The sequence below is a fragment of the Pseudoalteromonas sp. MMG012 genome (genome assembly GCF_018100875.1).
GTDB classification, from domain to species: Bacteria; Pseudomonadota; Gammaproteobacteria; order Enterobacterales; family Alteromonadaceae; genus Pseudoalteromonas; species Pseudoalteromonas aurantia.
The window spans coordinates 129,831-156,502 of the sequence record NZ_JAGJEF010000002.1 but is presented as its reverse complement, the minus strand read 5'-3'; the positions used below and the strand labels follow the sequence as shown (position 1 = coordinate 156,502).

The following is a 26,672-nucleotide window of genomic DNA, read 5'->3' as shown; positions in this document are numbered from 1 at the left end:
AGACGATTAGTTGATTACAATAAGTATAATTAAGCAATGGCAATGATTTGGCTAAATGGCAGTGTTCATGAGTTTAGTGGATCATCAGTCATATGGAGAGTTACTCATATTGACTGTGATGCTTGTAGTTGTAAGTCCAATAAAGAGCAGGAAAGAGGCAACAAAAAACCGCTATTAAGCGGTCTTTTTGAGATAATAGAGGGTTGTTTAAAAGTTAAACAACGCCACGCGGTAAACGACAATCATGGTCTTTACGAGCAAGTTCTACAATCCAAAGCTCTTCAGCTGTGTAACCTTCTTCATTCTCTTTTATCACGATGAAAGGGGCTTTCTTAGTTGTCGCTGGAGCAACAGCTTTCTTTGTTTTTGCTTTTTTAGCAGGCGCAGCTGTGCTAGGGGTCGCTGAACCTGAAGATAGTTCTTCAGTGAGTGCTGCAACGTCAGCAAGGCGCATGTTTTTGCCACCATCAATGCTATACCAGCCTGGCTTGGTTTCTATTTCTGGCTTTTTACCATGGACAGCTTCATAAGCCACTTCAAAAGCGCTTAATACTTCAGTTTTATCTAGTTTACTCATCGTAGATCCTAGTCGTTTTATACGCGGATATGCGGGATTAAGATTTAAAGAGTAGTTATACCCATATTTGGGCAATTTTTCAATTTTTTACGATTTTTGCTTCCAATTAGCTCGATTTGACGCCAAAATTTGCGATTATTTTCTACAAAATAGTGGGTACGTCATGAAGCGTTCAGAATTCACACAAATTCTAACTGAGTTACTTAAACCGAGTGCAATTAAAGATTTTGCACCGAATGGATTACAAGTAGAAGGCTCAAACGTAGTTAATAAGGTAGTGACAGGGGTAACCGCCAGTCAAGCGCTCATTGATGAGGCAATTTTACTCGGTGCGGATACGATTTTGGTTCATCATGGCTATTTTTGGAAAGGAGAACAACAAACAATTACAGGTATGAAAAAACGTCGTATTGCCAGTTTGTTAGCGCATGACATTAATTTATTTGGTTATCATTTACCGCTCGATATTCACCCTGAACTTGGCAATAATGCGCAACTTGCAAAATTGTTGGATATGGAGGTGGAAGGTGGCTTAGAGAGTGGGCCGAATAGTGTTGCTGTTAGAGGACGGTTACAAACGCCTATAATGGCTGATGAGTTTGCGCAAAAAATAGCAAAGGTGTTAAAGCGGGAGCCGCTAGTTTGTGCGCCTAGAGCAAAGAAAATAGCAACCATAGCTTGGTGCACAGGTGGTGGTCAAGGTTATATTGATTTGGCTGCTGAACAAGGAATAGACGCGTATTTAACCGGTGAAGCATCAGAGCAAACGATACACAGTGCTAGAGAACAAAATATAGATTTCTTTGCTGCGGGCCATCATGCAACAGAGCGTTATGGTATTAAAGCGCTTGGTGAGTATTTAGGTAGGCAGTATGGCTTGGATGTGACGTTTGTTGATATAGATAACCCCGTTTGATGGGGCTATATCAACAAAAAAGGGGCTATAGAGCTTCAGGGTCGAGCGCTCTAATGAGTGAAATCCAAAGCTTACCTAACCATTCATGACAATGTGTGGTGACTGCATGTAACACGCTAGCTTGGGCGATAAATTGTCTTGATGAAGTGTGCATAGAAAATGAGTAGAATTGTGTTGGGGCTGTTATAGCTGAAACACCTTGTGCTTGGAATAAATCAATGGCTCTGGCCATATGGCTTGCCGAAGTCACTAATGCGACTTGCCTATCAACTAAATGGGGAGCTAAGAGTCTGGCCTCATCTTTGGTATCTAAAGCTTTTGGGCTCTGCTTAATACGGTTCGCTTTAACCCCCAAAGAAATAGCAGCTTTTGACATTAATGTGGTATTTGAATGTACCCCAGAAACAATTAACTCTGCCCGCGGATAGTGCTTTGCGAGTCTGAGTCCTTCAACTAACCTTGCGAGTGCGCATCCGTTAAGTTGTGTATTACTTGGCAATTGAGAATTTGGGTAAGCCCCACAGCCCAAAACCACAATTTTATCTAAATGCGCATATTGAGATAGCTTAAATGGTTTTAGCGCTTTTTCCTGGGGCGTAATGATTAAAGCTGCGATATGAGGTGTGCTGATAGACCATAGGGACAATATCAGAACCCAACAGGTTAAATATGATTTAATGTGAGTTTTATTTATAAAGAATAAGCAAAAAGCAATGAGTAGAAGTGTAAATGGCAGAGGCATTAACAAGCTGCCAATAATATTTTTTAATTCGAACATATGAGAACCCAACCTTGGATGTTGGGTTATAGTGTATTAGAGTGGCGTTGATATGAACAGGTTAGCGAACATTGTTAAGCTTGCAGGTGTTTAAAAAATGACGATAAACAGGGTTATCTTTCATATTTTTCTTCATTGCTAAGAACATGGGCCTATTTAAACCCAACGCACCTAATGGAATTGATTTAATTAACCCCTGGCTTTCATAAGGTGTTACTAACCAATCAGGTAATGCCGCCACGCCCATCCCGGCACTAACCAGTTGGAATATTAATAAGCCTTGATCGACTGTTTTTAAAGTTCCATCAAACCGTGCATTTTGTATAAAGTGCTTGAAAATATCTTGGCGTTCTTTTGGAATGGGGTATGAGATGATAGTTTCATCTTTTAAGTCAAGCGCAGTAACATAGGCTTTTTTCGCCAGCTCATGATCCGGTGCAACTATTAATTTCAACTTAAAGTCAAATAGATGTGCATATTCTAGTTTATCTGGCTCGCGAATGTCTGATGTCAGCACTAGGTCTAATTCGTCGTCCATAAGGTCTGGAATTGCATCGTAGCTAAAACCTCTTTCGTAATCGACTTTTATATCAGGCCAAAAATTGTTGAACTCTTTAATGGTAGGCAACAGCCAATGAAAACAAGCATGGCATTCAACACTAAGCCTTAATTGAGAAATAGGTTGATTTAAGCTTTCTTTTAGCCGACATTTGGTTGCTTCGACTCTCGGTAGAATTTCGCCAGCTAACTCTAATAGCAGCATGCCCTGAGGCGTAAATCTTACGGGTTGAGTTTTCCGTTCGAATAATTGGCAATCAAGCTTGTTTTCGAGATCTTTAATTTGATGTGACAAAGCAGATTGCGTTAAAAATAATTCACGCGCAGTGTTAACTAATGAGCCTGTTTCTTTCAGAGTAGATATGGTTTTTAGGTGTTTTATGTCTATCATCTTCAATAAATCTCATTTATATAGTGAGTGAAACTCAAATTATGACCAAGCAGCATGGTTAACATCGCCATAATAGAGGTTGGCCGTCTATAAAACCAGCGTGCAGTGATTAATTTATAACAAAATCACTATAGCACCAATTTTGACAGCGTTGTCATTTTTATTTTAACTTTTTTGTAAAAAATTCAAATTAATTTTGTTCATGTTGTATTTAGTGTGGTATGAGTTGCAATCAATTCAATCACTGCATGTTGGTTTTGGTCATTGATAGATAAAAAGGCGGTGAATTGTATGGTATCGGTTTAAAAATAAGATGGTAGTAGGAGGTGTGATTGATAGCACGGAGAGCTGAGTTTGGTTAATAATATGATTAATGAAGAGCTAGCCTCTAAAGTTACAGAGGCTTTTTGACTAAAAAAGCGATGCACCGCTCTCATAGGTAACTTATATATTTTTTATATAGACAGCGCTACTTCCGTATGCTTTATCAATAGTGCCATTGCTTTTTTTGCTGGTAAAGGTTTTGAAACGAGATATCCCTGTCCTAATTGACAGCCTTTTCGTTTTAATAGCGCCCATTGTTTCGGGTTTTCTATTCCCTCCGCGACAACATTTAACTTAAGCGATTCAGCGAGAGACAAAATAGCATCAACCAGAGGGTTCTCTTTGTTTGTCAGTTTATCTATGAAGCTTTTGTCAATTTTTAACGTATGGATAGGCAATTGGTGTAAGTAACCTAATGCAGAATAACCAGTGCCAAAGTCATCAAGGTATAACTTAACGCCTAAAGGCGCTAACCCGTGAATTATTCGCGTCGCAAGTGTCAGGTTTTCGATCAGGCCTGACTCTGTGATTTCAAGACATAGAGTACCGTTAGGTAGTTGATACTTTATGTACAGTGAACGCATAAAATCGACAAAATCTAAACTCGCAAAGTGGCGAGATGAGACGTTAACAGTGATTCTAATTGTTGGGTTTCCGGCACGTCGCCATTGTTGTAATTGTGCAGCAGCAACGTGCAGCAAGTGTAGATCTAAGTCGATGATTTGACCAGTGTGTTCCGCTATGGGAATAAAGTCGTCAGGGGAAACTAATCCGGCTTTTGGGTGATGCCAACGAACCAGTGCTTCAAAACTAACGATATGAGGCTGATTGAGCGTAAATATAGGCTGAAAATAGAGTTCAAATTCATCATTTTTAATCCCATGCTGCAGGTCATTTTCGATATCAGCTTGACGTTTTAGCTTTTTACGCATTGCATTATTAAAATAGCGAACGCGACCTCTACCAGAGGATTTAGCTTCATACATGGCTGCATCAGCTTGTTGTAGTAACTCAATGGCGCTGTCTGTTGCTTCATTGGTAAATGCAACACCAATACTGCCAGATGCCTGTAAAATGTGACCATCAATGTGCAACGGTTTTGCAATGGCGCTGTTTATTCGCTCTAATGCTGTCTCAACTTGTTGCTTATCTTGTACATTCTCCATAAAAATGGCGAACTCATCCCCCCCTAAACGTGCAAACGTGTCTGTACGCCTAATGCTTGATTGGATAGCGTTAACGATAGCAATTAAAAAATGATCGCCAACGTCGTGACCTAATGCATCATTAATACTTTTAAATCGGTCTAGGTCTAAATACAGTAGGCAATGCAAATTTGGCTCAGAAGCTCTTTCATGAGATAAAATGGCATGCTTGATCCTTTCTAGCAGGAGGTAGCGGTTTGCTAGCCCTGTGAGCTCATCATGCAAGGCTCTATGCTCTAAAGCTTGTCGAGATAATTGCCTGTCAATAGCCATACTCACCTGACGGCTTATATAGGTTAGAATCGATAGGTGGTGACGATTAAAGGCTTTATCGTTTCGGTAGCTTTGTATTACTATGACACCTTGATACTGGGTATTAACTGTAAATGGCACGCCTAACCATGAACGTGGAGAGCGCCCCACCATTTTAAAGTCCCCAGAAGCAATATGCAGCTCAAACTCTTGATGGTTACACAATAATGGGCGGGCGCTATTTATAATGAAATAGGAGGCTGTATCCTTTAATTGAGCTTTTGATACTTTCTGAGATGCATTGCATTTAACTTCACTTTCAATTAGATAGCTAATTTCCAATACATCAATTTGCTTATCGTATAAAGCAATAAAAAAGTTCTCGGCCGGTAACTGGCTATTAATTATTAAATACAAATCATCATAAAATGCATCTAAATCCTCAGATTGATACGCAATATTCGCTATTTTAAGTAGCGATTTTTCTAGTTGCTGTGCCTGATTTAGCTGCTCTACAGTTTGTGTTAAATGATTAAGTGTTCTAACTTGATTTATTTTTGCACTGAGTAAGTGAGCGACAGTAGATAGGATTTGTAAATGTCCGTCAGTGAAATAGTTTTGTTCAGGGTGCTCGCAGTCGATCACGCCAAGCAGTTGCTCTTCATAAATCAATGGCACACATAGCTCAGATAAAGCAGGCCTTGAGTCTGCGATATATTTGGGTTCATTAGATACATCAGCAGAAACAAATGCTTTTCTTGTTCTTGCAACGTAACCCGTGATCCCTTGTGCTATTGGTATACGTGTTTGGGTTATTTGATAGTTAGTATTTTGATTTGACAGTCCCATACTGGCAACTTCTTCTAAATATTCACTATGTTCGTCTGATAGATAAATAACGCAGTCGACAAACCCCAGTCGGCTAACTACTTGAGAAGTTACATAATCAAATAGCTCATCTAACTGTGTGATCTGCAGTAATGAAGATGAGAATTGATTTATGATGCTGAGCTGTTCGGTTTTTGATTCTAGTTTTTTGTGTGAAAGCATGCTCATAACTCATATTTGAGAGTGCGCATAATTTATCGTACTTAAGAGTGAAACAACATGTTTTTAAGTGAAAAAGTTATTTAGCCTGTAAAACTATGCAAACAGTCACCCTTCTTTAAATATAAAGCGGATGTGAAATACTTTACTAACGGCCTTTAACTGCCTATGATCGGGCAAATTCAGCAGTGGAAAAGAGCAATGACTAGCACAGTAACTACCCTCACTATTACTCGCCCAGATGATTGGCATGTACATTTACGCGATGGCGTACAGTTAAAAGATACGGTACGAGATATTAGTCGCTATATGGGGCGCGCTATTATAATGCCAAATTTGGTGCCTCCAGCAACATGCACAGAAACCGCACTCTCTTATCGAGATCGTATTTTAGCTGCTGAACCTCAAGGTGATTTTCAGCCTTTAATGGTGCTATACCTTACAGATAAAACAACACCGCAAGAGATAAAAAAAGCAAAAGCAAGTGGCCACATTGTGGCGGCTAAATTATACCCTGCCGGTGCAACGACTAATTCGGATTCAGGTGTTACAGACATTGAGAATATCTACCCAGTGCTGGAAGCAATGGAAGAAGTTGGTATGCTTTTATTGGTACATGGTGAAGTAACGGACTCATCAATTGATATTTTTGATCGTGAAAAGATCTTTATTGAAACGAAATTGTCTAAAATTGTCGATACGTTTCCAAACTTAAAAGTGGTGTTAGAGCATATTACAACTCAAGATGCTGTAGAGTTTGTTAAAGGGGCTTCGGATAATGTGGCAGCCACAATAACGGCGCACCACTTATTATATAATCGCAATCATATGCTTGCAGGTGGGATCAGACCGCATTATTATTGTTTACCAATATTAAAGCGCAACACGCACCAACAAGCGTTAATTGAAGCAGCAACAAGTGGTAGTCAAAAATTCTTTTTAGGTACAGACTCGGCACCGCATGCGAAAGATAAAAAAGAAGCGGCGTGTGGGTGTGCTGGTGCTTATACGGCTCATGCTGCTTTAGAGCTTTATGCTGAAGCGTTTGAAGCTGTTGATGCACTTGATAAATTGGAAGGCTTCGCAAGTCATTTTGGCCCGGACTTTTATGACTTACCGAGAAACACCGACACTATTACTTTAACAAGATCGCCTTGGAAAGTACCAGAAAGTTATCCGTTAGGCGGAGCTAATGTGGTTCCTATCAAAGCTGGTGATATGATTGATTGGTTAATTACTGAATAGTCATTAGTTTTTAATAGCAATGTACCCAAAAAGTGCGCTTTTTTTTATCCTAAGTCGTTTTATTTTAGAATAAATGGGACTTGGTTTGTACAGAAAGCCAGTTTATATGTTAGGCTAGCTATGCTTTGAGTTTTTGCAATTCAATGGATGTAAAAGTTGCGGTAAAGAATAATGTACTTGTAGTTACCGGTTAGGTACTTACACTTGGTAACATTAGTATGATCTGCTGTATTTATTATTCCGATGTGTTGATAAGCAAACTCAGGGAGGAAGCCATATTGGCAAGTGTTAATTTTGATTTGATCTACAGGAATAATAGGTATGTCTACTTCTAAAACAGGTAAAGTAAAGTTTTTCAATGAATCTAAAGGTTTTGGTTTTATTGAACAAGAGAATGGTCCTGACGTGTTTGTACACTTCAGCGCTATTTCTGGTGACGGTTTCCGTACTCTGACTGATGGCCAAGCTGTATCTTTTGATGTTAAGCAAGGTAAAAAAGGTCCAGAAGCTGAAAATGTAGTTGCTGTATAAGCCTGCTTTAAATTGGAGTAACAGCCTTGTTACTCCTTTATCATTTTATTCTTTCCTAACTACTCTTATTATTATATCAAATCACTTATAATTATTTGCTTTATTATTTTTATATGTAAAAATAATAAAGAGATCAGTTAATTTTATTTCTGATTAATATATTACCGTTTGTAGGTAAATTTATATCCTTATCAATACAAGAGAACTGCCAATGCGTGAAATTAAATCTTTTATTAAGTCTGCGAGTTTTAACGAGCTAGAGAAAGCTGCTGAATTAATCAACGAAGCAATAGATAGCCAGCGTGAACAACAGCAAGTAAAAGACGAAGTATTAGCACTTATCAAGGAAAAAGGGTTAACCCTTGAAGATTTAGTCGGTGGCGTTCAATCGGACAAGCGCGCAAAAGTAAAAGCTAAATATCGTATAGAAAAAGATGGTCAAGTTTTTGAATGGACAGGCCGAGGGAAAACACCAAAAGCTTTTGCTGACGTTAACTTAGACGACTATACGATCTAATTTAACTTAGTTATATTATTTTCTACGCTCGCTTAGCATAAGCGAGCGTTTATTTTTGTGGCATCTAAGCTGCTAGGAGGTACCATTTACACGCTTAGGCCTTACCAACAAGACGCTGTTAATAATACTATATCCCACTTTAAGAAATGTAATGATGCTGCAGTAATTGTTTTGCCTACGGGTGCGGGTAAGAGTTTAGTGATTGCGGAACTTGCGCGATTAGCAAAACATAAAATTCTCGTTTTAGCTCATGTTAAAGAGCTGGTACAACAAAATGCTGAGAAATATATGAGCTTTGACCTGCAAGCGAGTATATTCTCTGCTGGACTAAAAAAGAAGTCGCTTGAGGAGCAAGTTACATTTGCGAGTATTCAGTCGATTGCAAAGAACTTAGACTTATTACAAGATTTTTATTCATTGATAATTATTGATGAATGTCATCGTGTAAGTGAAAGTGATGACAGTCAATATCAACAGGTGATCCAGCAAATTAAACGCTTTAATACAGATTTAAAAGTATTGGGGTTAACAGCAACACCATATCGCTTAGGTATAGGTTGGATATACTATCAGCATTATCACGGATTTATACGTGGTGCAAAGGGCTCACCTTTTAAACGGTGTATATATGAACTACCGTTACGCTACATGATTAAAAATGGGTATTTAACACCGCCTAATGAAATTGATCCAGCATCAACAAACTATGATTTTTCAGCTTTAAATACAAATGCATTTGGTGGTTATGCTGAGTCAGATATGAATAAATTACTATCAGCTCAAACGCGTGCCACAAAAAGTATAATCGGTCATATAATTGAAAGTAGTCAAAACCGCCAAGGGGTGATGATATTCGCTGCAACGGTTATGCATGCGAAAGAAATTACAGGTTATTTACCAGAAAATAATACAAAGTTAATTATTGGTGATACAAAGAACACAGCCCGTGATGAGATAATAAAAGAATTTAAAAATAAGAAAATTAAATATCTAATCAATGTTTCTGTATTAACTACGGGTTTTGATGCGCCACATGTCGACTTAATTGCTATTTTAAGGCCAACGGAATCCGTTAGTTTATACCAGCAGATAATAGGGCGAGGGCTTAGGCTTGCAGATAATAAGCAAGATTGTATTGTATTGGATTATGCTGGAAATGATTTTAACCTTTATCACCCAGAAGTCGGCTCAAAGAGACCAAATCCAGACAGTGAGCCTGTTCAAGTTCTGTGTCCTAGTTGTGGCTTTGCGAATGTTTTTTGGGGAAAAGTGGATGACGGTGGCAAGCTGATTGAGCATTATGGGCGTCGCTGTCAGGGGCTATTGGATGATGGACAGTCACAGCAACAATGTGATTTCCGCTTTAGGTTTAAGGAGTGTGATAGCTGTGGCGCGGAGAATGATATAGCTGCGCGTCAATGTAACCAGTGTGATGCTGTAATGGCTGATCCTGATGATAAATTACGCGCTGCACTCAATTTAAAAAACGCGATGGTGCTGCGTTGTTCTGGTTTATCTGTTATTCAACTTAAAGAGCAATTGATAAAAGTCAGTTATTATGACGAGGATGGTGCTTGTTGTGATGAAGTTTATGATTTTTCTAATAAAAAAAGTCGTTATGTATTTCATCGACATTATAGTCGACGTGTTAAAGGATGTCATTCTCAGGTTAATTGGAGCTATGCAGAAGAGGTTGTGGCTGCAGGTAAAGAGTTATTAGCCCCAGACTTTGTTATTGCAAAACAGCATAAAAAATATGGCTGGCAAGTCAGTGAAAAAATCTTTGATTATGAAGGAAACTATAGAAAAGCCGATAAATCATAGCGCATCAAATGTTGTGTTGGCTGCATCCTTGCATCCCGCTATGTTTATTCTGGAGCCATAATACCCCAACCGTCACCATAACCTTCGTGGGCATTGGCGATACTTTCGATATATTGCTCTGTTTGACCTAATAATTCATGAACTGGCACCATTTTTACTGATGTCACAACTTCCCAAATACCAGTATCTGGACATTGTTGTAACTGCGTTGTGGGGCTGAGCTCATCATTGGCAATAACTTGAGCAAATTTATCAGCTTGAAGTTTTTGCTCAAATAAGATGAAAAAATCGACGTTATGAAATTGTGTTAAATCTATACCGGCTTCAGCGATTTCACTGAGCAGCTGGCCATTATCATCGTCCGGAAATTGCATGTTTTTATCCACTTTAACTAATTATCTATATTGTCGGTGATCCGTTATAAAATAAAAAGAGGGATCTGTAAATTTTCACAGAGACAATGCGAGATTGTTCATAGGGGGTTGATCTATCGTATGATAGTATTGCTTTTTGGTCATAACGATGGAACTACATTAAGTGTTAAAGCAGTTACTTGTTTGTTTTTTGATGATTAATGCTTTGTTGGGGAATGCGACTAATGCGCAAAGTGGCACACAACTGCAGACTCTGAATATTAAAGGAGTTGACCAAGCTGTAGAAGAAAATATTACGGGTTTTTTACAGCCTTTTCTAGCACGACCATTTGGTGTTGCAGATTATACGCTTGCGCGAAAAGAAGTTGAAACAGCGTTACAGGCGTTAGGTTACTACTTTAGTGAAATTAAGTTGCAATTGATTGATGAAAAGCGAACCTTGTTGGTGACAATAAACCCTAAAAAACGGTTGTACTGGCATGATATAGAGATAAGCATAATTGGGGATGATGCTGAGCGAGACCCTGTTATTCAAAAGTTAGTCTCAACGGTTCCTTTGAAAAATGGTGCTGCTGTAAGGCACGATGAATACCAGCAAACCAAAGCGCAGCTAGAAAGTACATTGTTACAACGTGGCTATTTTGACTTTAAATGGGCTAAAAGCCGATTGCAAATAGATAAAGCGCGTAGACAAGCGAATGTGATTTTACATATCAATACAGGGATTCGATATCGCTTTGGTGATATTAAGGTGAGCGGCGCACCTAAAGCGGAACAATATATTCGTAATTTATCACCTTTTAAGCGCAATTCAGAATATCGTACTCACTTGTTGTCAGATTTCAACTTATCACTGAATGCAACACCATACTTTTCGTCGGTCAAAGTTTATCCTTTATTAAAAAGTCGTCACAATGGATTAGTACCGATACGTATTGATGTGCACGAAAAACCGGGAAATAGCTTTGAAGTAGGTGGAGGTTATAGTACTGACTTAGGCGCGAGAGCAAGGTTTAAGTGGTCTAAGCCTTGGATCAGTGAAGATGGTCATTTCGTAGAGAGTAACTTATCATTATCTCAGCAATTACAAGATATTACAGCTAGTTATACTATTCCAGTGGGCAACCCAAATGATGACATTTGGCGGGTTTTAGGTGGTTATCAGCGTCAAGATGAAATTAACGATAAAGTAGAAACGACTATTTGGAATATTCAGCTTCAGCGTCAATGGTTAACTGAACATGGGTGGGTGCGCACTGCTTTTATCAAACGAGAGCATGAAACGACTAAACAACAAAACACCGAGCTGCTCGAAACTGAAATGCTTATTCCAGGGGTTAGTTACGCTAAGAAACAATCTCGGGGCGGAGCGTTACCATACTGGGGTAATGAGCAATTATTTTCTATTGAGGTTGCCAGCGATTCAGTCATTTCATCTACTTCATTACTGAAGCTAAATTGGAACAATGCGTGGCTACGAAATTATGATACAAAGCATCTATTTTATGGTCGCATTGATTTGGGTGGAATTTTGGTTGATGACATCAAAGCAGTTCCGTTCAATATGCGATATTTTGCAGGTGGAGACCAGAGTGTACGTGGCTTTGCATATCAAAGTATCGGCCCAAGAGAAGATGACGGTACCCTGATTGGTGGCAAGTATAGAGTAACCACGACAGCAGAATACAATTATCAGTTTTTGCCTAATTGGCGCACGGCAATATTTGTAGATGCTGGTGCTGTCGCAAATGGCCCTTTAAAAAAATGGTCTGTTGGTGCCGGTTTTGGTCTGCGGTATCTAACACCCGTAGGGCCGATCAGATTAGACCATGCTTGGGGATTGAGTAAAGATAGTAAAAGTACCCGCTTGAGTATAGTAATAGGTCCAGAAATTTAATGTTGAATAAATTTAAAAAATACCGTTTTTCGTATACGTGCGCAGTACTCATCGTAATTGTCGTCAGTATTTTCTTTACTGTACCAGGTAACCACTTGTTATTGGCGAGTGTAAGCAAATTAGTGCCGGGGCTTGAAATGAGTGTTGTCAATAGACGCATATTCTCTGGTGGTGATATTAATATAGATTATCAAACACAGCAGTTTGATTTTGAAGGCAAGAATGTAAACATAGAATTGTCATGGTTTAGTTGCGCCACGGTCTGTGTGTCGGTTGTAGCACAACAACTGAATATGACGTTACATAACCAGAAACTGAGTGGCACTGAAAATAAATCGACGCGGGAGTCCATAAAAGTTGAAGCGAGGGAGCAAATTTCAGCACCTGTTGATATCGTATTAGAATTGCTTTCAATTAAAAAATTATCGGTCACAACGCCAGAAGCAAAGGTACTGTTAACAGATACCCATCTTGTCGCGGATTGGATTAATAATACCCTGAAAGTACATGTTTTGCATTTGAATAATGTTTCGGCAATATTACCTGAGCAGCCAGCGCCAAGAGATGAGCCGAAAATGACGGCTTTGCCTGTGTTTGAAGTATTTGAACTATTTATACCAATGGCGGTTAAGATCACACAACTCAACATCGATAATGTGGTGATAGAGAAAAGCAGTCAGCAACATGTCCTTTCTGATATTGCGTTATCGGCCAAATTGCATGGCACAGAAGTACTGTTACGTGATATGACCTTGGCTTATCAGCAGTTCGTTTTACGCTCAAATATCAACTTGGATACAGAAGAACAGTGGAACATTAGTAGCTTTACCACGTTAACATCCCCACATGGTTTGTTGTCTCTTCAAACTAACGGGAGTTTGAACGACTTGAATATAGGGGTGACAACTCAAGGAGGAGTCGCCAGTAAAGTAAATAGCCAAGTTGACATGACGACATTAAATTGGCCATTTAAAATTAATGGGGTGATTGAGCAACAAAGCGATTTCATAACACCGTTAGAATTAGTTGGGGATGTGTCTGCTGGCCGTATTTATTTAGCAGGCACTGGGAATACACAGCAATATGTTATCGACTTAAATGGCAAAGCCAGTGCATCTCAACTGGGGAGCATTGAAAGTAAGGTCCAGCTAACAGGGTCTATGGGTCATATCGATATCTCAGAAGCTCAATTGCAGATAGAGCAGGCGCAAGTTAATGTGAGCGCAAAAGTTCAATGGCACAATGAACTGATGATTGATATCCGGGGGAGCCTTAAGGCGTTGCCGTTAGGGGGGTTTATTGATGATATAAATACACAGTTGAGCGGTGAGTTTAAAACTCAAATTATGCAAAAAAATAACGCTTGGGAGCTGTTTGTACAGCAGCTATCTCTCACAGGTATTGTTCAGGAAAAAGCGCTTAAAGCGGATATTAAGTTAAAAGTTAATGAGCATGGTTATGGTTCTATTGATGAACTTTCTTTGCGTTATGGAAAAAGTGTATTCAATTTACAAGGGATATTGGCAGAACAGGTTGAATTAGATGGGCTGTTTAATCTTGACCATACACGCGATAAGCTCTTGCCAGTAGACGCTGTAATGCACGGAACATTACGAGTACTAGGTACACATAAAAGCCCACATATTTTTTTGAACAGTGATGCTACGCGGATAAGTCATCAGCAATTTGAATTGAAGAATGCCAATATATTCGGTGAAATCAACTTAGCTCAACAATGGCAAGGTGCGATAAAGGTGAGTGTGGCAGAGCTTGTTACCGAGCAAGAAAAATTTGATAATATTGCGCTAACTGTTGATGGAAATAGGCAAAAGCATACGCTAACAGTGCACTCTCAAGGGTCTATTCAGACCGATATCGAGCTCAATGGCTCATTGAAAAATGCGCGTTGGGAAGCTGAACTTGCTACCGCTGAGTTAAACTATCAAGGGCTCCCTATCATGTTGGCGGAGCCGACGGGTATTGTTTTATCGACAGAAGCGAGCTTCGTCATGCCACACTGTTGGGTTATTAAGCAAAGCAAAGTATGCATGCAGGCTAAACAAGAAGGTCATGGTAATAGAAGTGGGCGAGCGGCTTTGTCATTTTCGCAATTTCAATTAGCAGATCTTAATTCACTGGTCGGTGAATGGGCTTTAACTGGACAGGCAAACGGCATGCTTGAGGTGAACTGGCAAGCTGATGAATTACACCGAGCAGATGGCAAGTTAGCAGTTAAAAATATGCAGCTAATAACACCTAGCGGAGAGTATCATACTCAGCTTCCTATTGAATCGCTGCATGCATCTTTGCATAGTGACAAGCACCAGGTCGCGCTAGATTGGCACATTGATTCTTCATTGTTTGGCCAACTACTTGGCGATATTACGATGGCGACGACGGACCGAAGTTCGACTCGCGCAAAATTAAAAATTGAAGAATTACAGCTTACACCATTCACGCCATTAGTGAGTCAAGTAATGATGCAACCGGTTTCACTCTCAGGGGCTATGACGGGAAATGTCACGTTGTTAGGTAGTTTAGATAACCCAAAAATGGGAGGAGAAATACGGTTATCGGAATTTGAAATGGCCAGTCCAATGAGTCCCGTCGCATTGCATCAATCTAGTTTAGTCATTTCTTTAGCAGAGCACCAAGCTAATTTAGCAGGGCAACTAAATGCAGTGCATGGTGGTCACTTAGATATTTCAGGAAATCTAGAATGGTTCGAAGCATTTGCCGCAGATATTAGTGCAACAGGTAAAGAATTTTTAATTTCACCTCAACCAGGCATTGAGGTGAGCTTATCCCCATTGCTGAATGTTAATTTTGCGAATCGCAAAGCACATGTGAAAGGTGAGCTCGTTTTACCTTATGGTCGAGTTGAGGTTGCACAACTACCAAAAGGCGTAATCAAAACATCCGAAGACCAATATATTGTGGGGGATCAACGTGAACAAGAAAATTTGGTTCCATTCGATTACGATTTAGATGTTACAGTGAAAGTACTTGATGATTTTCGAGTTGTCGCACTTGGCCTTGATAGCTATATTTCCGGTGAGATTATGCTGACAAAAGAACCTGCTAGCCCCTTGTTAGCAACTGGGGAAATGGAATTGCAAGAAGGCAAATACCGGGCATTTGGACAGGACCTACTCATTGAAACAGGACAAATCGGATTTAATGGTGCACTGGATAAACCTTATTTAAATATTAGCGCTATTCGTAACCCTGAAGTGACGGCAGATAGGGTAAAAGCGGGTGTAGAGCTCACAGGGAATATAAACAACCCCACATTAACAATTTTTTCTGAGCCATCGATGGATCAAGCAAAAGCGTTAGAATACTTATTAAATGGAGAGCCGTTAGGGTCTGGCGAGAGCAGTAATAGTGCCATGTTGACGCAGTTTTTATTGTCGAAAAGTATAGATCGAAGTGAAGGTATTGTGGCAAAAACAGGTAAGAAGCTCGGATTTGAAGATGTTAGCCTAACAGCAAAAGGCAGTGGGGATGATACTCAGGTTGAAGTCTCTGGGTATATCGCTCCCAATGTGCAAGTGAGTTATCGCGTTGGTGTTTTTGACTCTTTAAGTGAAATAGCGGTGCGTTATCGTGTGTTTTCTAAAATGTATATTGAGGCAACGAGTGGTTTATACGATAGTATAGACTTGCTGTATAAATTTGATAGAGGTGAGTAATGCGGTTTGTATTAGTAGTAATGGCATTATTTTTATCTATTGGCCTTGCGCATGCGAAGACCACAGTGCGAATTACAGTAGGGGCTGACCCATATATCCAAGCATTATTGAAACTGGCCTTATCTTATGATGAGGAGGGTGTGCAATTAGAGTTTGTGAATGATATTCCCACCCAAAAACGGGCAATAAGGTTACTTGGTAAAGACAATGGTATTGATGTATTTTGGTCTGTGACCTCTTCAAAGAGGGAAAAACTCGCTCGAGCGATTCGAATACCCTTAGTGAAAGGGGTGTTGGGTTACCGATTAGGTTTGATCCGAAAGTCAGACGTAGCACGGATGAAAAAACTAAACACCATTGGCGATTTTTATGGACTCCATTTTGGGTTGCGGGATGATTGGCCTGATTTGGATATTTTTAGGAAAAATAATTTAAAAGTAGTCTCATATCCAAGAGAGGGAAATGCGTATGAAATGCTGCGCTCTGGACGATTTGATGTTTTGCCAATGGATGTATTGAACGGTGTGTATTTAGACACAGAATCAGGAATTCAGATTGACCCCTATCATATTTATTATTATCCATCAGCCGTATACTTTTTTGTTGCTAAAGCAGATACTGAATTACATCAAAAACTGAAGATGGGTTTGGAAGCAGCACAAGCTGATGGGCAATTTGATATTTTGTTCAATCGTTATTTTGCCGAGCAGCTTCAAGATGCTAATTTTTCTTCTCGCAAACAGATCGATCTTATTAATCCATTGCTCCCACCAAGTGCGCCTTTAAGTAACCCCATCTATTGGTATAAAAATAATAAAGGAAGTTAAGTGATATGTTGTCTATAAGAAAGGACTGTATTGCGTTCATTACTCTCGCTATGAGTATGATTGCGACTATGAGTAACGCATCGACTATTGTACAGCGTGCGCCTCATGAGATTGTCGAGAATGCACCTTCTGACGCATGGCGTACTGTAGAGAGTGAGAATATCATCAAGTTTGAACTGGCAACAGGTGCTGTGTATATTGAACTCAATACCCAGCTTGCACCTATGCATGTACTGAATATGAAAAAGCTGGTTCGAGAGCAGTTTTATGATGGCTTGAACATCTACCGCTTTGTGGAAGGGTTTGTCGCACAAGGAGGAGATCAAAAAGGCACAAAGAGATTGAAGTTTGCCGAAAAGTCATTACCTGCGGAGTTTTATTTAACAAGCCAAGCTAGATTACCCATTACTTCACTAAGAATGATAGATGGTTATGCACCAGTTACTGGCTTTTTAAATGGCTTTGCAGTAGCTCAATCCGCTGACGGAAAACACACTTGGCAAACGCACTGCACAGGCGTTTTTGCTATGGCTCGTGATAATGATGTGGATAGTGGCGGTACAGAGTTTTATATAACTTTGGCTCCGACACGTTATTTAGATCGTAATATTTCGGTATTCGGCCGGGTGCTTGATGGCATGGAACATGTTTATCGATTAATGCGAAATCCCGCAGTGGGGCAGGCATTTAATTTAATTATTAAAGCGAGAGTATTAAGCGATATTCAAAGTGAAGACACCTCAAAATTCAGAGTGTTTAATACTGAGCATATTGAATTTAACGCATTGATTGAAGCTAGAAAAAGCCGCCCTGAAACATGGTTTATTGAGCGGCCAAATTATGCCGATGTGTGCTCTATCAGTGTACCAATTGAAAAAATTACTGGCGGTTAGTTCTAATATTATACGGCGTTTCGTTTTGTTCACTGGAGCGGAAAGGGTTGATATCTAAGCCACCGCGACGAGTATAACGCGCATAAACAGCAAGCTTTTCAAAGTTAAATGTACGCTGGAGTTCACAATAAATGCGCTCTACACATTGCTCGTGAAACTCGTTGTGGTTCCTAAAAGAGATCAGATAGCGTAATAATGATTCATGACATAAAGCTACGCCAGTGTATTCAATAATAATGGAGGCCCAGTCAGGTTGCGAGGTAATTAAGCAGTTCGATTTTAATAAATGACTATGTAATGTTTCTGAAATGATGTCATTTGATGCGCGTTTAAGTAAACCAGAAAGAGGGCTATAATGTGTGACCTCGATGTCTAAGCTGTCAATACACAGTCCGGGCATTGGTGTAAAAGGTATGCAAGCGTGCTCATCGGCGGTATATAGCATAACCTGTACGTCAGAGTTTGTGACGATTGATAAGTCTTTTTCTAATGTTTCAGATACCGTTTTATGATCTACAAATTTAGATTGATTAAAGCTATTTAAATATAGCTTAAAAGATTTAGATTCAACAATGTGACTGCTTTGGCAGGGAAATGTAAACGTTGCGACGGCAACTTGTGGCTTCCCTTTTTCATTGAGCCATGAGAGTTCATATCCAGTCCAAGTATCTTCACCGAAAAATGGTAGAGCGGCTTCGTCAACTGAGATTTGATCTCTATTTAACTTGCGTGCAATTGGGTGGAGCAAACTTGGGTCATATTGCTGTGCATAATTTGTTGTTTTACCTAATACAGAGGCTTTTAGTTCTGGGGCATTGGCGTAATCTGTCATGTTTCACCATTTGTGGTTACAATGAGGCTCATTATAACCTATCGAATAATAGTTGGCAGTAAGGTGATAAAGCAGATTTTAACGCAAGTACATAAAGACTACGCGCAGGCATATCAAAGCAAACATGAGACGTTACCCTGTATGTATTATGATAAAACATGGCCTAGTGAGTGTGAAGTGGGTGAACCAATGGTTGATGGGCAAATCCAGTGGCAGGCAAAGCCTGTGGCAGAGGAACATAATTTAAATGCCTTAGCGCTAGCATTAGAGTGCCAGTTCCCAGAGCAATTAAATATATTTTACAGCCAATTTTATGCGGGTAATGTGGTAGCGCAATTTGAAGGTCATCAAATTGAATTGCTGCAGGCGTGGAATCATGATGACTTTCAAAGGCTGCAACAAAATATTACCGGTCATGTGTTGATGAAGCGAAAGCTCAAGCAAACCGATACTATATTTATTGGCTTAACAGAACAGGATGATTTGCTAATTACAGTAAAATTGAATACAGGAGAAGTATGCCTTGAGTATGTCGGCAAAGAGCCCCATCATGTGCTAGCAGCCTCGCTAGAAGAGCTTCTGCAAGGCTTATCCTATTAATTTTACTGGAAATCCCAAGAGATATTAGATACGAGTTGGCACTGTTCACATCTGAAATCAAAGATGCCAAACCAAGGTTCAGGCAGTGCCCATTCGTTATCGCAAGAGGGGCATTTTCGGTTTTGTTCCGTTTCGAGACTTTCACCGCCGACACGATATAAATAGTAATAGACGTTCTTTTGCGTTAAATGACGAATTCGTTTTGACAAGTCCATGCCTCGACGGAATAAATCACTGTCTGGACTCGATATTTCAGTTAAAGCGGGAAATTCACAGCGCGTCGCGCCATTAATTTGAATTTGATCACATGCCTGCCAATCTTCTTGCCATTTAATCAGTGCTTTATAATCGCCATTGGCAATCGCTGGGATCTTATATAGCGGAACAGGGAGAAAATCGTCACCACAGTATAATGGGCTACATGTATGAACATAAGTGGTATAGAGAATATAACTAGAAGGAGATTGGCATATATCAGCGCCATTAGCGTGAATATCTTGGCCAATAATTTTGACTTTTGGAGCAAGTAACCCCACTTGCTGCAACTGCTCAATGGCATGTTTAACAAAAGGGCTGTGGTGCAAAGGGTGCAGTGAATCTTCTAATGGACACATAACACGCGTAATGAAATAACCATCTTTTAGGACTGTAGGGAATTCGTCCCCAATAATTTGTCCATTAAAGCGCAGGGCATTTACTAAGCGGTTAATCGCTTGTTCTGCATTATCTAAAGTGGTGTCTTGGTAACAATCAAATGTTAAATCAGCAACAAACATAATTAGTTCTTTTCTAAAAGGGACAGGAGTAAATCAAGCTTTTTTTCAATACGGTCAAGTTGATTATCATTTGACTGAACTGTGTCATTTTGCTTTGTGTGAGTTACTTCATTAATGCATTTAGGGTTATTTTTATACGCTGTAATTCCAGCAATGATGAGTGGCATAGCGACAGGCTCAGATAACCTTGCTTTTGTCAGCGCTACTGTGGGGGTTTTACCTTCATTGAGTAAAGATGTAATCGCATGAAGTACAGCACTATGCATGATTGTCTCCGAATAAAAGGGAATGATACCACAATTTATCTATTCTCAGCACAATTGTACAAAGCGTCAACTCAGCTGTTATTACTCATTTAATTGTTTAAGGCGGTGTACTTAAGGTTGCAGACCGTTTGTGTTGATTTCGTCTGCTAACCTAAACAAATTAAGAGGTGGTCCCTAGCAATGTATCATGAATCGCGTCAATATTTGCCTAAAAAATACTCTGAAACTATATTGGGTATAGCGTTACCTTTCAGTTACCTCAACCAGATAAAAATAAAGAAGGTATGATATGCAAGTTCTACAACAAGACCAATTAGCGGTAAAATACCTAACACCAGAAGATACGCGCGTTGCCGCAAGTCTATTGTACCAAGCTTACCATGATGACTCTATATTAAGAACGATGCTAGAGTCGAAGAAAGAGCTGGATTATGAAGCTAAATTAAGGGCATTGATAAGAGAAGAGTTGGCCAGCTTTGGTCAAGGGCGTCAACCAATGATTGGTTTATTTGAGGCTGACCGCTTGGTTGCAGTTGCGTGTATTTTCGAAGCGAAAAGTGATCTTCAAGCATCTCGTTATTGGCATTGGAGACTAAAGTTAATGATGAGTGCAGGGTACTTACAAACTCAGCAGCTGATTGAAAAAGAAGATACTATTCGAGCTTCACTTGACGAGTATGGTCATTATTACTTTTTAGCATTTATTGCTGTTGACCCGCATATACAAGGTCAAGGGTTAGGGCATTATTTGCTCTCAGGCTTAGATGATTTGGTACTGAGCAATGAAGCATCTTCAGGTATGGCAGTTTTTGTGACCAATGTAGAACAAAAAGCATTCTTTTTAGGTCATGGGTATCAACAAATAAAAACGTTAGAGTTTAACAAGGTCAGTGGTGAGCTTATGTTTAAAGCAAAAACGACGGACATAATGGAAGATGGCTTGTAGGATTTTTCTCACATGGATGTAGGTAAAAGTGTTTTGTTACAGGGTTATTAACAATGATTATCATTCTACATTATTGTTTTAAATAGAGTTGTTAATTATTTCAAAAAAAAGTATGTAAAAATATTACTTTTTTGACCTTTTCGTTTGGTGATGTAAGCGTAAACTTAGTCATGTTAGGAAGGCGAAGTGGCAGCAGCTACTTAAAGGATTGTAAGAATAAGGATATTTTGATTTGCAAGGAGCAAAGGGAACAAGGATTGAAGGTTTAGGAACTCATAGGATGTGAGATTATAGCGGAGCTATAAAAAGGAAGGACTAACACAGGATGTGTTAATGGAGCCCTAGAAGGATTAGGTGTAGAGGATGCCAAGGTGGCGGTGCGTATGGGATATGCGCAATAAGGATAGGTAGGAGTGCGCAAGGAGCGCAAGGAACACCCGATGGATTAGCGGGAAGAGGACAGCCAAGATGGCAAAGGGAGCACAGGAAGTGTTTTAGGATGAAGACAAGGATGATGATCGGGTTTTCAGGATGTATACCCGTTCAGGGGATGATGAATAGGATGGCTTCACGCAAGGTATCGGATACCTAGCATGGATGTGGTCAGATTAGGGCGCACACTGGTTGCGCCTTAGTTTTTTGTAACCTTTAGTATCTAACCAGCCCTTCCTTTAAACATGTTGATACTGAGTTTTACCAATCAATCTGGTACTCGCTTGAGAGTTAGTTGTTACATGATTTTTTGTTTATCAAAATAATACGAATACACAGTAATTTATTGTTTTAAATTAAAATGCTGCTGAATTTCATCTATGTGAAGAAAGGGGTTCTTGCAGACAGATTGTCTATGTGAGTTGTAAGGCAAGTAATAAATCTTTCTTAGACTGTTCAGGCGTCTTATTTGCAGTATCAATGATGATGCGTTGACTGTGCCATACTTCATATTCTCGTTGACATACATTGTCCCAAGTCGGAAGTTTAAGGTGAGGGATGTCACTTTGTCTAGATTCGACGCGTTGACGATGCTGCTTTAAATCGGAGCAAATTACTTCAATATCGCGATGAGGAACACGGCATGTTTGAGCTACTTGCCACCAGGCGACTCTGGAAGCGTAAATAGGGTTAGTTGAATCAGCTATCACGGTTTGACCGATGTTTAAATTATCTTTAGCTAATTGAAAAGCAATGTGATAACCATGATCATAGAGGTTTTCAATCTTGGTGTTGCGCATCGTTTGCTCTATTGAATCAATTCGAAAGTAGGTTGCATTAGGATATTGAGCTAAAAACTGTGATAAGGTCGACTTTCCTGTACCTGGTAAACCTGAAAAAAATATAAAGCAAAATGACTCCTATAATATTTGTACATACCTTGGTTTTGCTAAGCGCAGTAAGCCTGCCACTCATTATGTTCAAGCCAAAATATCTTACCAAACCCAGATATAAATCGAACGCGAATAACGTCAACTTGCCAGATATGGAAATCAGCTAAGTCCATATATTGACTGGCCGACGGGTATTTTTCGATAAATTGCTGTATGAGTATTACGCTTTCACATCTAGGTAATTTGGTTGCGTCACCAATGAGAGTTAACCTAGAATCTCCGGATCATCTTGGCTTTTTTGATCAAAAACAGTTAACGACAATGCACTGTTATGCGAAAGGTTTTTTGCATGTTGGGCAATATCGCTAATAAACAGATAAGCCTGATTAGCGTCGCTGTTTATGAATTGTACTGTTGAGCCAAACGGATAGCCCTTCATGGTATGAGAATGTGTTGAAAGCACACCCATTGTACTGACACGTAATAGTGATTTTGCTTCTTTTAATACTTGTTCACGCATCTGGTTTCCTAATTAGAAAAAATAGAGGGTTAAATTATCACAAAAAGTTGTATGAATGCTGAGTGTGTGCCACTTTTTGTGTATGTGGGAAAACTATTATTGATATTTATGAGACGTACAGTGGCGTGATAAATAAAGTAATTATTCTAATATTAAATAATTTGTGGGATATTAGTCCCTAGTAGGGCTTAAATTTTTACAAAGGGTGTTGCTTAAAGCACAATTAAACCATGTTTAAACAGTTATCGATAAAACAGAAGATTATTTCGGGCTTTTCAGGCCTTGGGCTATTACTGGTAGTGGCGAGTGCGCTTGCATACGTGGCTTTAAGGCAAATATCGGCTGCGAATATCGAGGTTAAATCGGTGGCGGTTCCAATCTTACATATCGCGGATGAATTGCGGTTGCAGCAAGTAATGCTAAGTAAACTTATTACACAAGCTTTTTCACAAAACGACGTAGCGGCGTTAAATCGTTCTAAAAAAACATTTGTAACTTATATGGGTACATATCAAGCAAAAAAGCATGAATTGCAAACTCTCACACAGGGCCGGACAGAGTTTAGTCAACCTATTCAAGCAGCAATTGAACAAATATCATTACTAGAACAACACGGAAATGCTTTATTTAAGGCAAAGTTAACTGTAATAGCACAGCTCACCGAGTATCATAGCCAGTTTTCTCAATTGCAACAAAGTTATGAGCAAGCCAGTAGCGCTATGCTTGATTTAGAGTTGATTGAAACTGATAACGTTAAGTTGCGAGATGAGGTTGTAGGCACCGGTATTCGGATTGATGATATGTTATTTACACTGAGCAATAATGCCCAAGGTATTTTGGCATTATCACTTGTCAACCTTGCTCAGCATCAGGATGATATGCGTTTTCTATTGGGTAATATGGAAGATAATTTTCGATTTTTGCAGCGACAAGCAACCGGATTAAATACGCAAACACAGTTTAGTGAATTTATTCAAGCTCAACAGCATTTTACCGTGTTACTTGATGGCCCTCAAAGTATCTATCAAACGCTTCAATCAAAGTTATCGTCGCAAGATAATGTGTTAAATGTTTACGCTGATGCTGAAAAGTCTATGGGGTTGGCACAACAATCGTTAAAGCAATTACAAATGGCGGCAAAATCCCAGTTTATTTTTTATGAGAACATAGCGCAGGAAAAAATAGAGCAAGCCCAAAGAGTGACCTTGTTGTTAGCTGGGGTATTTGTAAGTTTGGCTGTGTTTATTGCCATATACACGACAAAGGCGATGCTAGGGCCTTTGGCTGCTGTGAATAAAATGCTTGGGTATTTAGCCGATGGAGACTTCTCTAGAGAAGTTAAAAAACGGCAAGATGATGAATTTGGAGCGCTAATAGATAACATAAACACCGTTAAAAATAACTTAAAAGGTTTACTGGAGGCTATCAAGTCAGAAGTTCATGAACTTGAAGTTTTGTCTGAATCTTCTCAAGTTAGGAGTAATTTGATTGCCGGTAATGCGATGACACAAATGCAGCGGATGGATAATGCTGCTGAGTTAAGCAGCTCTATTTCAAACAGTGCGCAATTGGTCAGCGATGAATCAAATTCAAGCTTAACGGGTATTCGAACGGCAAATGAACAAGGCACGCGAGTAAGTCTCATAGCGAACAATAACAAGCAGCATATGACTGCTTTAAGTGAAAAAATGCGTGATGCTGTAACTGTGATGGAACGCTTATCTGAGCATAGTCAAAATATAGGAAGCATTTTAGATACCATCGTATCGATTGCAGAGCAGACTAATTTATTGGCATTAAATGCGGCAATTGAAGCAGCCCGTGCTGGCGAGCAAGGCCGCGGGTTTGCAGTCGTTGCAGATGAGGTTCGCACGTTAGCATCTCGAACGCAATCATCAACGACAGAGATCAACCAGATGATTGATACTTTGCAGCAAGATACAGAAACAGCATTGCAAGTGATTATACAAGGGCGCAAAGAAGTTGGGGTCAGTGTAGAGCAAAGTGAGGCTTTATCGGCTGCAAGCGTTGAGATTGAGTTAGCATTAACAGAAGTCGTGGATATGAGCACTCGCGTAACGGATGCGGCGTTAAATCAAGCAACGGATTGCCAGAAGATAGAAGTTGTGATGAGTGAAGCGCAGGGTACGGCAAAAGAAAACGCAGATGAGATGCAACATATGGCTAAAAATAGTGAATCATTAAGTCAATTTGCTAGTTCTATCATTAAGTTAATTGAGCGCTTTAAGTTGTCGCAGTGACTTGCTTTATAATACCCTCACATTCATCAGCCTCCATGAAAAATGGTACGGGGTAATCAGGGTGAGCTTCTGCAAGCGCACTTCTTGTGAGCTTTTCAATGTCGAGTATATTTATTTCGGTAAAACAACTTTGGATCTGACAATACGCCAATAATTGTTTTATTTTTGTTAGCGTGTCTTCTGCTTGACGTTCAATCGGGTAGTCAATTGATGTTAGTTGACAGTACCTCGCTATTTGGGCCAATTGTCGTTGTACGCGAGGGCCATACCACTCAAGTACAGGAACGAGTAATACAGCATTGGCCAAACCATGTGGTGTGTTATAGCATGCGCTCAGTTGATGAGAAATAGCATGAACATAGCCAACAGACGTTCTAGTAAATGCTTGGCCTGCATAAAATGAAGCTTCAAGAAGAGATGCTCGAGCATCAATATTGCTAGGGCTGGTATATGCTTTTGGTAAGTTTTCAAATATGAGTGCACAGGCTGCCAATGCACGTTGCTCGCTGAACGACATACAGTTTATGCTTAACAATGCTTCAATTGCGTGTGTTAATGCGTCCATAGCTGTTGTAGCCGTTATGTGGGGAGGCAAACTAATCGTCAGTTCTGGCAGCATAACCGCATGATGGGGAACAAGTGCAAAATCGGTGGCTGCATATTTGGTACGAGTGAGTGGGTCATTAACGACCGCCGCAACGGTTGTTTCTGAGCCGGTACCGGCCGTTGTTGGAATTGCAATATTGGGCGGTAGGCGCTTCAATACTTTAAATAATCCTTTGAATTTTTTAACATGCGTTGTTGGCCTTGCCACTTTAGCACCTATTAACTTGGCACAATCAATCACGGATCCCCCACCAACGCTAATGATTGCTTGGCATCTGTTATGTCGATATAGCATAAAACCTGTTTCGACATTATCAATGGTGGGGTTTGGTAAAACTTGGTTATATATAGTTACATTAAGATGTTGATTATTGAGGGCAGTGATAATCGTTTTGGTTATGTCAAGTTGGTGTAATGTTTGATCCGTTACAAGTAATACATTACTACTTTTCTTAAGCTTGAGCGCGCTTATCGCGCTAGTGAGGCCATCTCTATTACGATGCAGCAATGGGTTAGGTATGCCAATAAATATGACAATACACTTTAAAATGAAATGATAAGCTCGGTATATCGCAAGCATAATTATTTAGCCCAAACAATAACAGTCCTAACTGTAGCATAAAGTACGCTGAGTGCTAGACTGGTAAGGTTTTCGAAGATAATGAGATATATTAGAAAGTTATCATGGG

24 protein-coding genes are annotated in these 26,672 nt (G+C 39.7%); 12 read left to right on the top strand and 12 right to left on the bottom strand.

The features are described from left to right. Positions 1 to 214: 214 nt before the first annotated feature. Positions 215 to 577 carry a hypothetical protein gene (locus J8L97_RS01585; protein WP_211047623.1) on the bottom strand — a complete coding sequence of 121 codons (363 nt, stop codon included), beginning with the start codon at positions 575 to 577 and terminating at the stop codon, positions 215 to 217. 163 nt (positions 578 to 740) lie between these two features. Here J8L97_RS01585 and J8L97_RS01580 point away from each other — a divergent pair, with 163 nt between their 5' ends. Next, positions 741 to 1,493 carry a Nif3-like dinuclear metal center hexameric protein gene (locus tag J8L97_RS01580; RefSeq protein ID WP_211047622.1) on the top strand — a complete coding sequence of 251 codons (753 nt, stop codon included), beginning with the start codon at positions 741 to 743 and terminating at the stop codon, positions 1,491 to 1,493. A gap of 25 nt (positions 1,494 to 1,518) precedes the next feature. Here J8L97_RS01580 and J8L97_RS01575 read toward each other — a convergent pair whose 3' ends face one another. The 3 genes from J8L97_RS01575 to J8L97_RS01565 form a co-directional block, all read right to left on the bottom strand. Then, a complete protein-coding gene (locus J8L97_RS01575; protein ID WP_211047621.1) occupies positions 1,519 to 2,271 on the bottom strand; it encodes an ElyC/SanA/YdcF family protein in 753 nt (250 codons plus the stop codon). 61 nt (positions 2,272 to 2,332) lie between these two features. Continuing rightward, positions 2,333 to 3,220 (bottom strand): LysR family transcriptional regulator, encoded by an 888-nt coding sequence (locus tag J8L97_RS01570; protein WP_210996148.1) that lies wholly within the window; start codon positions 3,218 to 3,220, stop codon positions 2,333 to 2,335. 455 nt (positions 3,221 to 3,675) lie between these two features. Next, a complete protein-coding gene (locus J8L97_RS01565) occupies positions 3,676 to 6,051 on the bottom strand; it encodes an EAL domain-containing protein (RefSeq protein WP_211047620.1) in 2,376 nt (791 codons plus the stop codon). Between the two features lie 198 nt (positions 6,052 to 6,249). Between J8L97_RS01565 and pyrC the strand changes: the two genes are divergently transcribed. The 4 genes from pyrC (at position 6,250) to J8L97_RS01545 (ending at position 10,165) form a co-directional block, all read left to right on the top strand. Then, entirely contained in the window at positions 6,250 to 7,293 is a 1,044-nt protein-coding gene (gene pyrC / locus J8L97_RS01560; protein ID WP_211047619.1) for a dihydroorotase, read from the top strand. A 321-nt stretch (positions 7,294 to 7,614) separates the two neighbouring features. After that, positions 7,615 to 7,824, top strand: a complete 210-nt coding sequence (locus tag J8L97_RS01555; protein ID WP_010362305.1) for a cold-shock protein — start codon at positions 7,615 to 7,617, stop codon at positions 7,822 to 7,824. A 211-nt stretch (positions 7,825 to 8,035) separates the two neighbouring features. Then, a complete protein-coding gene (locus J8L97_RS01550; protein ID WP_192506698.1) occupies positions 8,036 to 8,341 on the top strand; it encodes an H-NS family nucleoid-associated regulatory protein in 306 nt (101 codons plus the stop codon). Positions 8,342 to 8,398: 57 nt separating this feature from the next. After that, positions 8,399 to 10,165, top strand: a complete 1,767-nt coding sequence (locus J8L97_RS01545; RefSeq protein ID WP_312037108.1) for a DEAD/DEAH box helicase — start codon at positions 8,399 to 8,401, stop codon at positions 10,163 to 10,165. 44 nt (positions 10,166 to 10,209) lie between these two features. Here the strand turns inward: J8L97_RS01545 and J8L97_RS01540 are convergent, their stop codons facing one another. Beyond that, positions 10,210 to 10,539, bottom strand: coding sequence for a ribonuclease E inhibitor RraB (locus J8L97_RS01540; protein ID WP_192506699.1), 330 nt, complete (start codon positions 10,537 to 10,539; stop codon positions 10,210 to 10,212). Between the two features lie 163 nt (positions 10,540 to 10,702). Between J8L97_RS01540 and J8L97_RS01535 the strand changes: the two genes are divergently transcribed. Genes J8L97_RS01535 through J8L97_RS01520 form a run of 4 tightly spaced genes read left to right on the top strand, consistent with a single transcriptional unit; the run spans position 10,703 to position 17,851 of the window. Then, entirely contained in the window at positions 10,703 to 12,436 is a 1,734-nt protein-coding gene (locus tag J8L97_RS01535) for an autotransporter assembly complex family protein (RefSeq protein ID WP_211047618.1), read from the top strand. Next, entirely contained in the window at positions 12,436 to 16,131 is a 3,696-nt protein-coding gene (locus J8L97_RS01530; RefSeq protein ID WP_211047617.1) for a translocation/assembly module TamB domain-containing protein, read from the top strand. Before J8L97_RS01535 ends, J8L97_RS01530 begins: the two co-directional genes overlap by 1 nt. Beyond that, on the top strand, positions 16,131 to 16,958 hold the full coding sequence (locus J8L97_RS01525) for an ABC transporter substrate-binding protein (protein ID WP_211047616.1): 828 nt from the start codon (positions 16,131 to 16,133) through the stop codon (positions 16,956 to 16,958). The genes J8L97_RS01530 and J8L97_RS01525 overlap by 1 nt, the downstream gene beginning before the upstream one ends. A 5-nt stretch (positions 16,959 to 16,963) precedes the next feature. Then, positions 16,964 to 17,851, top strand: coding sequence for a peptidylprolyl isomerase (locus tag J8L97_RS01520; RefSeq protein ID WP_211047615.1), 888 nt, complete (start codon positions 16,964 to 16,966; stop codon positions 17,849 to 17,851). Here J8L97_RS01520 and queF read toward each other — a convergent pair. Further along, positions 17,838 to 18,683 carry an NADPH-dependent 7-cyano-7-deazaguanine reductase QueF gene (gene queF / locus J8L97_RS01515; RefSeq protein ID WP_211047614.1) on the bottom strand — a complete coding sequence of 282 codons (846 nt, stop codon included), beginning with the start codon at positions 18,681 to 18,683 and terminating at the stop codon, positions 17,838 to 17,840. The genes J8L97_RS01520 and queF overlap by 14 nt on opposite strands. 21 nt (positions 18,684 to 18,704) lie before the next feature. Here queF and syd point away from each other — a divergent pair, with 21 nt between their 5' ends. Beyond that, a complete protein-coding gene (syd, locus tag J8L97_RS01510) occupies positions 18,705 to 19,283 on the top strand; it encodes a SecY-interacting protein (protein ID WP_211047613.1) in 579 nt (192 codons plus the stop codon). A 2-nt stretch (positions 19,284 to 19,285) separates the two neighbouring features. On the opposite strand, the gene J8L97_RS01505 is transcribed toward syd, so the two are convergent. Then, entirely contained in the window at positions 19,286 to 20,059 is a 774-nt protein-coding gene (locus tag J8L97_RS01505) for a Zn-ribbon-containing protein (RefSeq protein ID WP_211047612.1), read from the bottom strand. A 2-nt stretch (positions 20,060 to 20,061) separates the two neighbouring features. Then, a complete protein-coding gene (locus J8L97_RS01500) occupies positions 20,062 to 20,325 on the bottom strand; it encodes a hypothetical protein (RefSeq protein ID WP_192506707.1) in 264 nt (87 codons plus the stop codon). Between the two features lie 289 nt (positions 20,326 to 20,614). Here J8L97_RS01500 and J8L97_RS01495 point away from each other — a divergent pair, with 289 nt between their 5' ends. Beyond that, complete coding sequence (locus J8L97_RS01495) at positions 20,615 to 21,271, top strand: GNAT family N-acetyltransferase (RefSeq protein WP_192506708.1); 657 nt, start codon at positions 20,615 to 20,617, stop codon at positions 21,269 to 21,271. Between the two features lie 845 nt (positions 21,272 to 22,116). Here the strand turns inward: J8L97_RS01495 and J8L97_RS01490 are convergent. From J8L97_RS01490 to J8L97_RS23350, 3 genes are read right to left on the bottom strand one after another with little or no spacing between them, the layout of a single operon-like run. Further along, positions 22,117 to 22,608, bottom strand: coding sequence for an AAA family ATPase (locus tag J8L97_RS01490; RefSeq protein WP_211047626.1), 492 nt, complete (start codon positions 22,606 to 22,608; stop codon positions 22,117 to 22,119). Positions 22,609 to 22,652: 44 nt separating this feature from the next. Continuing rightward, positions 22,653 to 22,811: a hypothetical protein gene (locus J8L97_RS24025; RefSeq protein ID WP_409455144.1), complete on the bottom strand. Its 159-nt coding sequence runs from the start codon at positions 22,809 to 22,811 to the stop codon at positions 22,653 to 22,655. A gap of 50 nt (positions 22,812 to 22,861) precedes the next feature. After that, positions 22,862 to 23,116 (bottom strand): pyridoxamine 5'-phosphate oxidase family protein, encoded by a 255-nt coding sequence (locus J8L97_RS23350; protein ID WP_247688489.1) that lies wholly within the window; start codon positions 23,114 to 23,116, stop codon positions 22,862 to 22,864. Positions 23,117 to 23,346: 230 nt separating this feature from the next. Here J8L97_RS23350 and J8L97_RS01480 point away from each other — a divergent pair, with 230 nt between their 5' ends. Beyond that, on the top strand, positions 23,347 to 25,377 hold the full coding sequence (locus J8L97_RS01480) for a methyl-accepting chemotaxis protein (RefSeq protein ID WP_211047611.1): 2,031 nt from the start codon (positions 23,347 to 23,349) through the stop codon (positions 25,375 to 25,377). Here the strand turns inward: J8L97_RS01480 and J8L97_RS01475 are convergent. After that, positions 25,361 to 26,563, bottom strand: a complete 1,203-nt coding sequence (locus J8L97_RS01475; RefSeq protein ID WP_211047610.1) for an iron-containing alcohol dehydrogenase — start codon at positions 26,561 to 26,563, stop codon at positions 25,361 to 25,363. The two genes, J8L97_RS01480 and J8L97_RS01475, sit on opposite strands and share 17 nt — an antisense overlap. Positions 26,564 to 26,672 lie beyond the last annotated feature (109 nt).

Coding starts and splice junctions, on each gene's coding strand:
- J8L97_RS01585 (WP_211047623.1), bottom strand. CDS start 577: ATGAGTAAACTAGATAAAACTGAAGTATTAAGCGCTTTTGAAGTGGCT.
- J8L97_RS01580 (WP_211047622.1), top strand. CDS start 741: ATGAAGCGTTCAGAATTCACACAAATTCTAACTGAGTTACTTAAACCG.
- J8L97_RS01575 (WP_211047621.1), bottom strand. CDS start 2,271: ATGTTCGAATTAAAAAATATTATTGGCAGCTTGTTAATGCCTCTGCCA.
- J8L97_RS01570 (WP_210996148.1), bottom strand. CDS start 3,220: ATGATAGACATAAAACACCTAAAAACCATATCTACTCTGAAAGAAACA.
- J8L97_RS01565 (WP_211047620.1), bottom strand. CDS start 6,051: ATGCTTTCACACAAAAAACTAGAATCAAAAACCGAACAGCTCAGCATC.
- pyrC (WP_211047619.1), top strand. CDS start 6,250: ATGACTAGCACAGTAACTACCCTCACTATTACTCGCCCAGATGATTGG.
- J8L97_RS01555 (WP_010362305.1), top strand. CDS start 7,615: ATGTCTACTTCTAAAACAGGTAAAGTAAAGTTTTTCAATGAATCTAAA.
- J8L97_RS01550 (WP_192506698.1), top strand. CDS start 8,036: ATGCGTGAAATTAAATCTTTTATTAAGTCTGCGAGTTTTAACGAGCTA.
- J8L97_RS01540 (WP_192506699.1), bottom strand. CDS start 10,539: ATGCAATTTCCGGACGATGATAATGGCCAGCTGCTCAGTGAAATCGCT.
- J8L97_RS01530 (WP_211047617.1), top strand. CDS start 12,436: ATGTTGAATAAATTTAAAAAATACCGTTTTTCGTATACGTGCGCAGTA.
- J8L97_RS01525 (WP_211047616.1), top strand. CDS start 16,131: ATGCGGTTTGTATTAGTAGTAATGGCATTATTTTTATCTATTGGCCTT.
- J8L97_RS01520 (WP_211047615.1), top strand. CDS start 16,964: ATGTTGTCTATAAGAAAGGACTGTATTGCGTTCATTACTCTCGCTATG.
- queF (WP_211047614.1), bottom strand. CDS start 18,683: ATGACAGATTACGCCAATGCCCCAGAACTAAAAGCCTCTGTATTAGGT.
- syd (WP_211047613.1), top strand. CDS start 18,705: ATGAGGCTCATTATAACCTATCGAATAATAGTTGGCAGTAAGGTGATA.
- J8L97_RS01505 (WP_211047612.1), bottom strand. CDS start 20,059: ATGTTTGTTGCTGATTTAACATTTGATTGTTACCAAGACACCACTTTA.
- J8L97_RS01500 (WP_192506707.1), bottom strand. CDS start 20,325: ATGCATAGTGCTGTACTTCATGCGATTACATCTTTACTCAATGAAGGT.
- J8L97_RS01495 (WP_192506708.1), top strand. CDS start 20,615: ATGCAAGTTCTACAACAAGACCAATTAGCGGTAAAATACCTAACACCA.
- J8L97_RS23350 (WP_247688489.1), bottom strand. CDS start 23,116: ATGCGTGAACAAGTATTAAAAGAAGCAAAATCACTATTACGTGTCAGT.
- J8L97_RS01480 (WP_211047611.1), top strand. CDS start 23,347: ATGTTTAAACAGTTATCGATAAAACAGAAGATTATTTCGGGCTTTTCA.
- J8L97_RS01475 (WP_211047610.1), bottom strand. CDS start 26,563: ATGCTTGCGATATACCGAGCTTATCATTTCATTTTAAAGTGTATTGTC.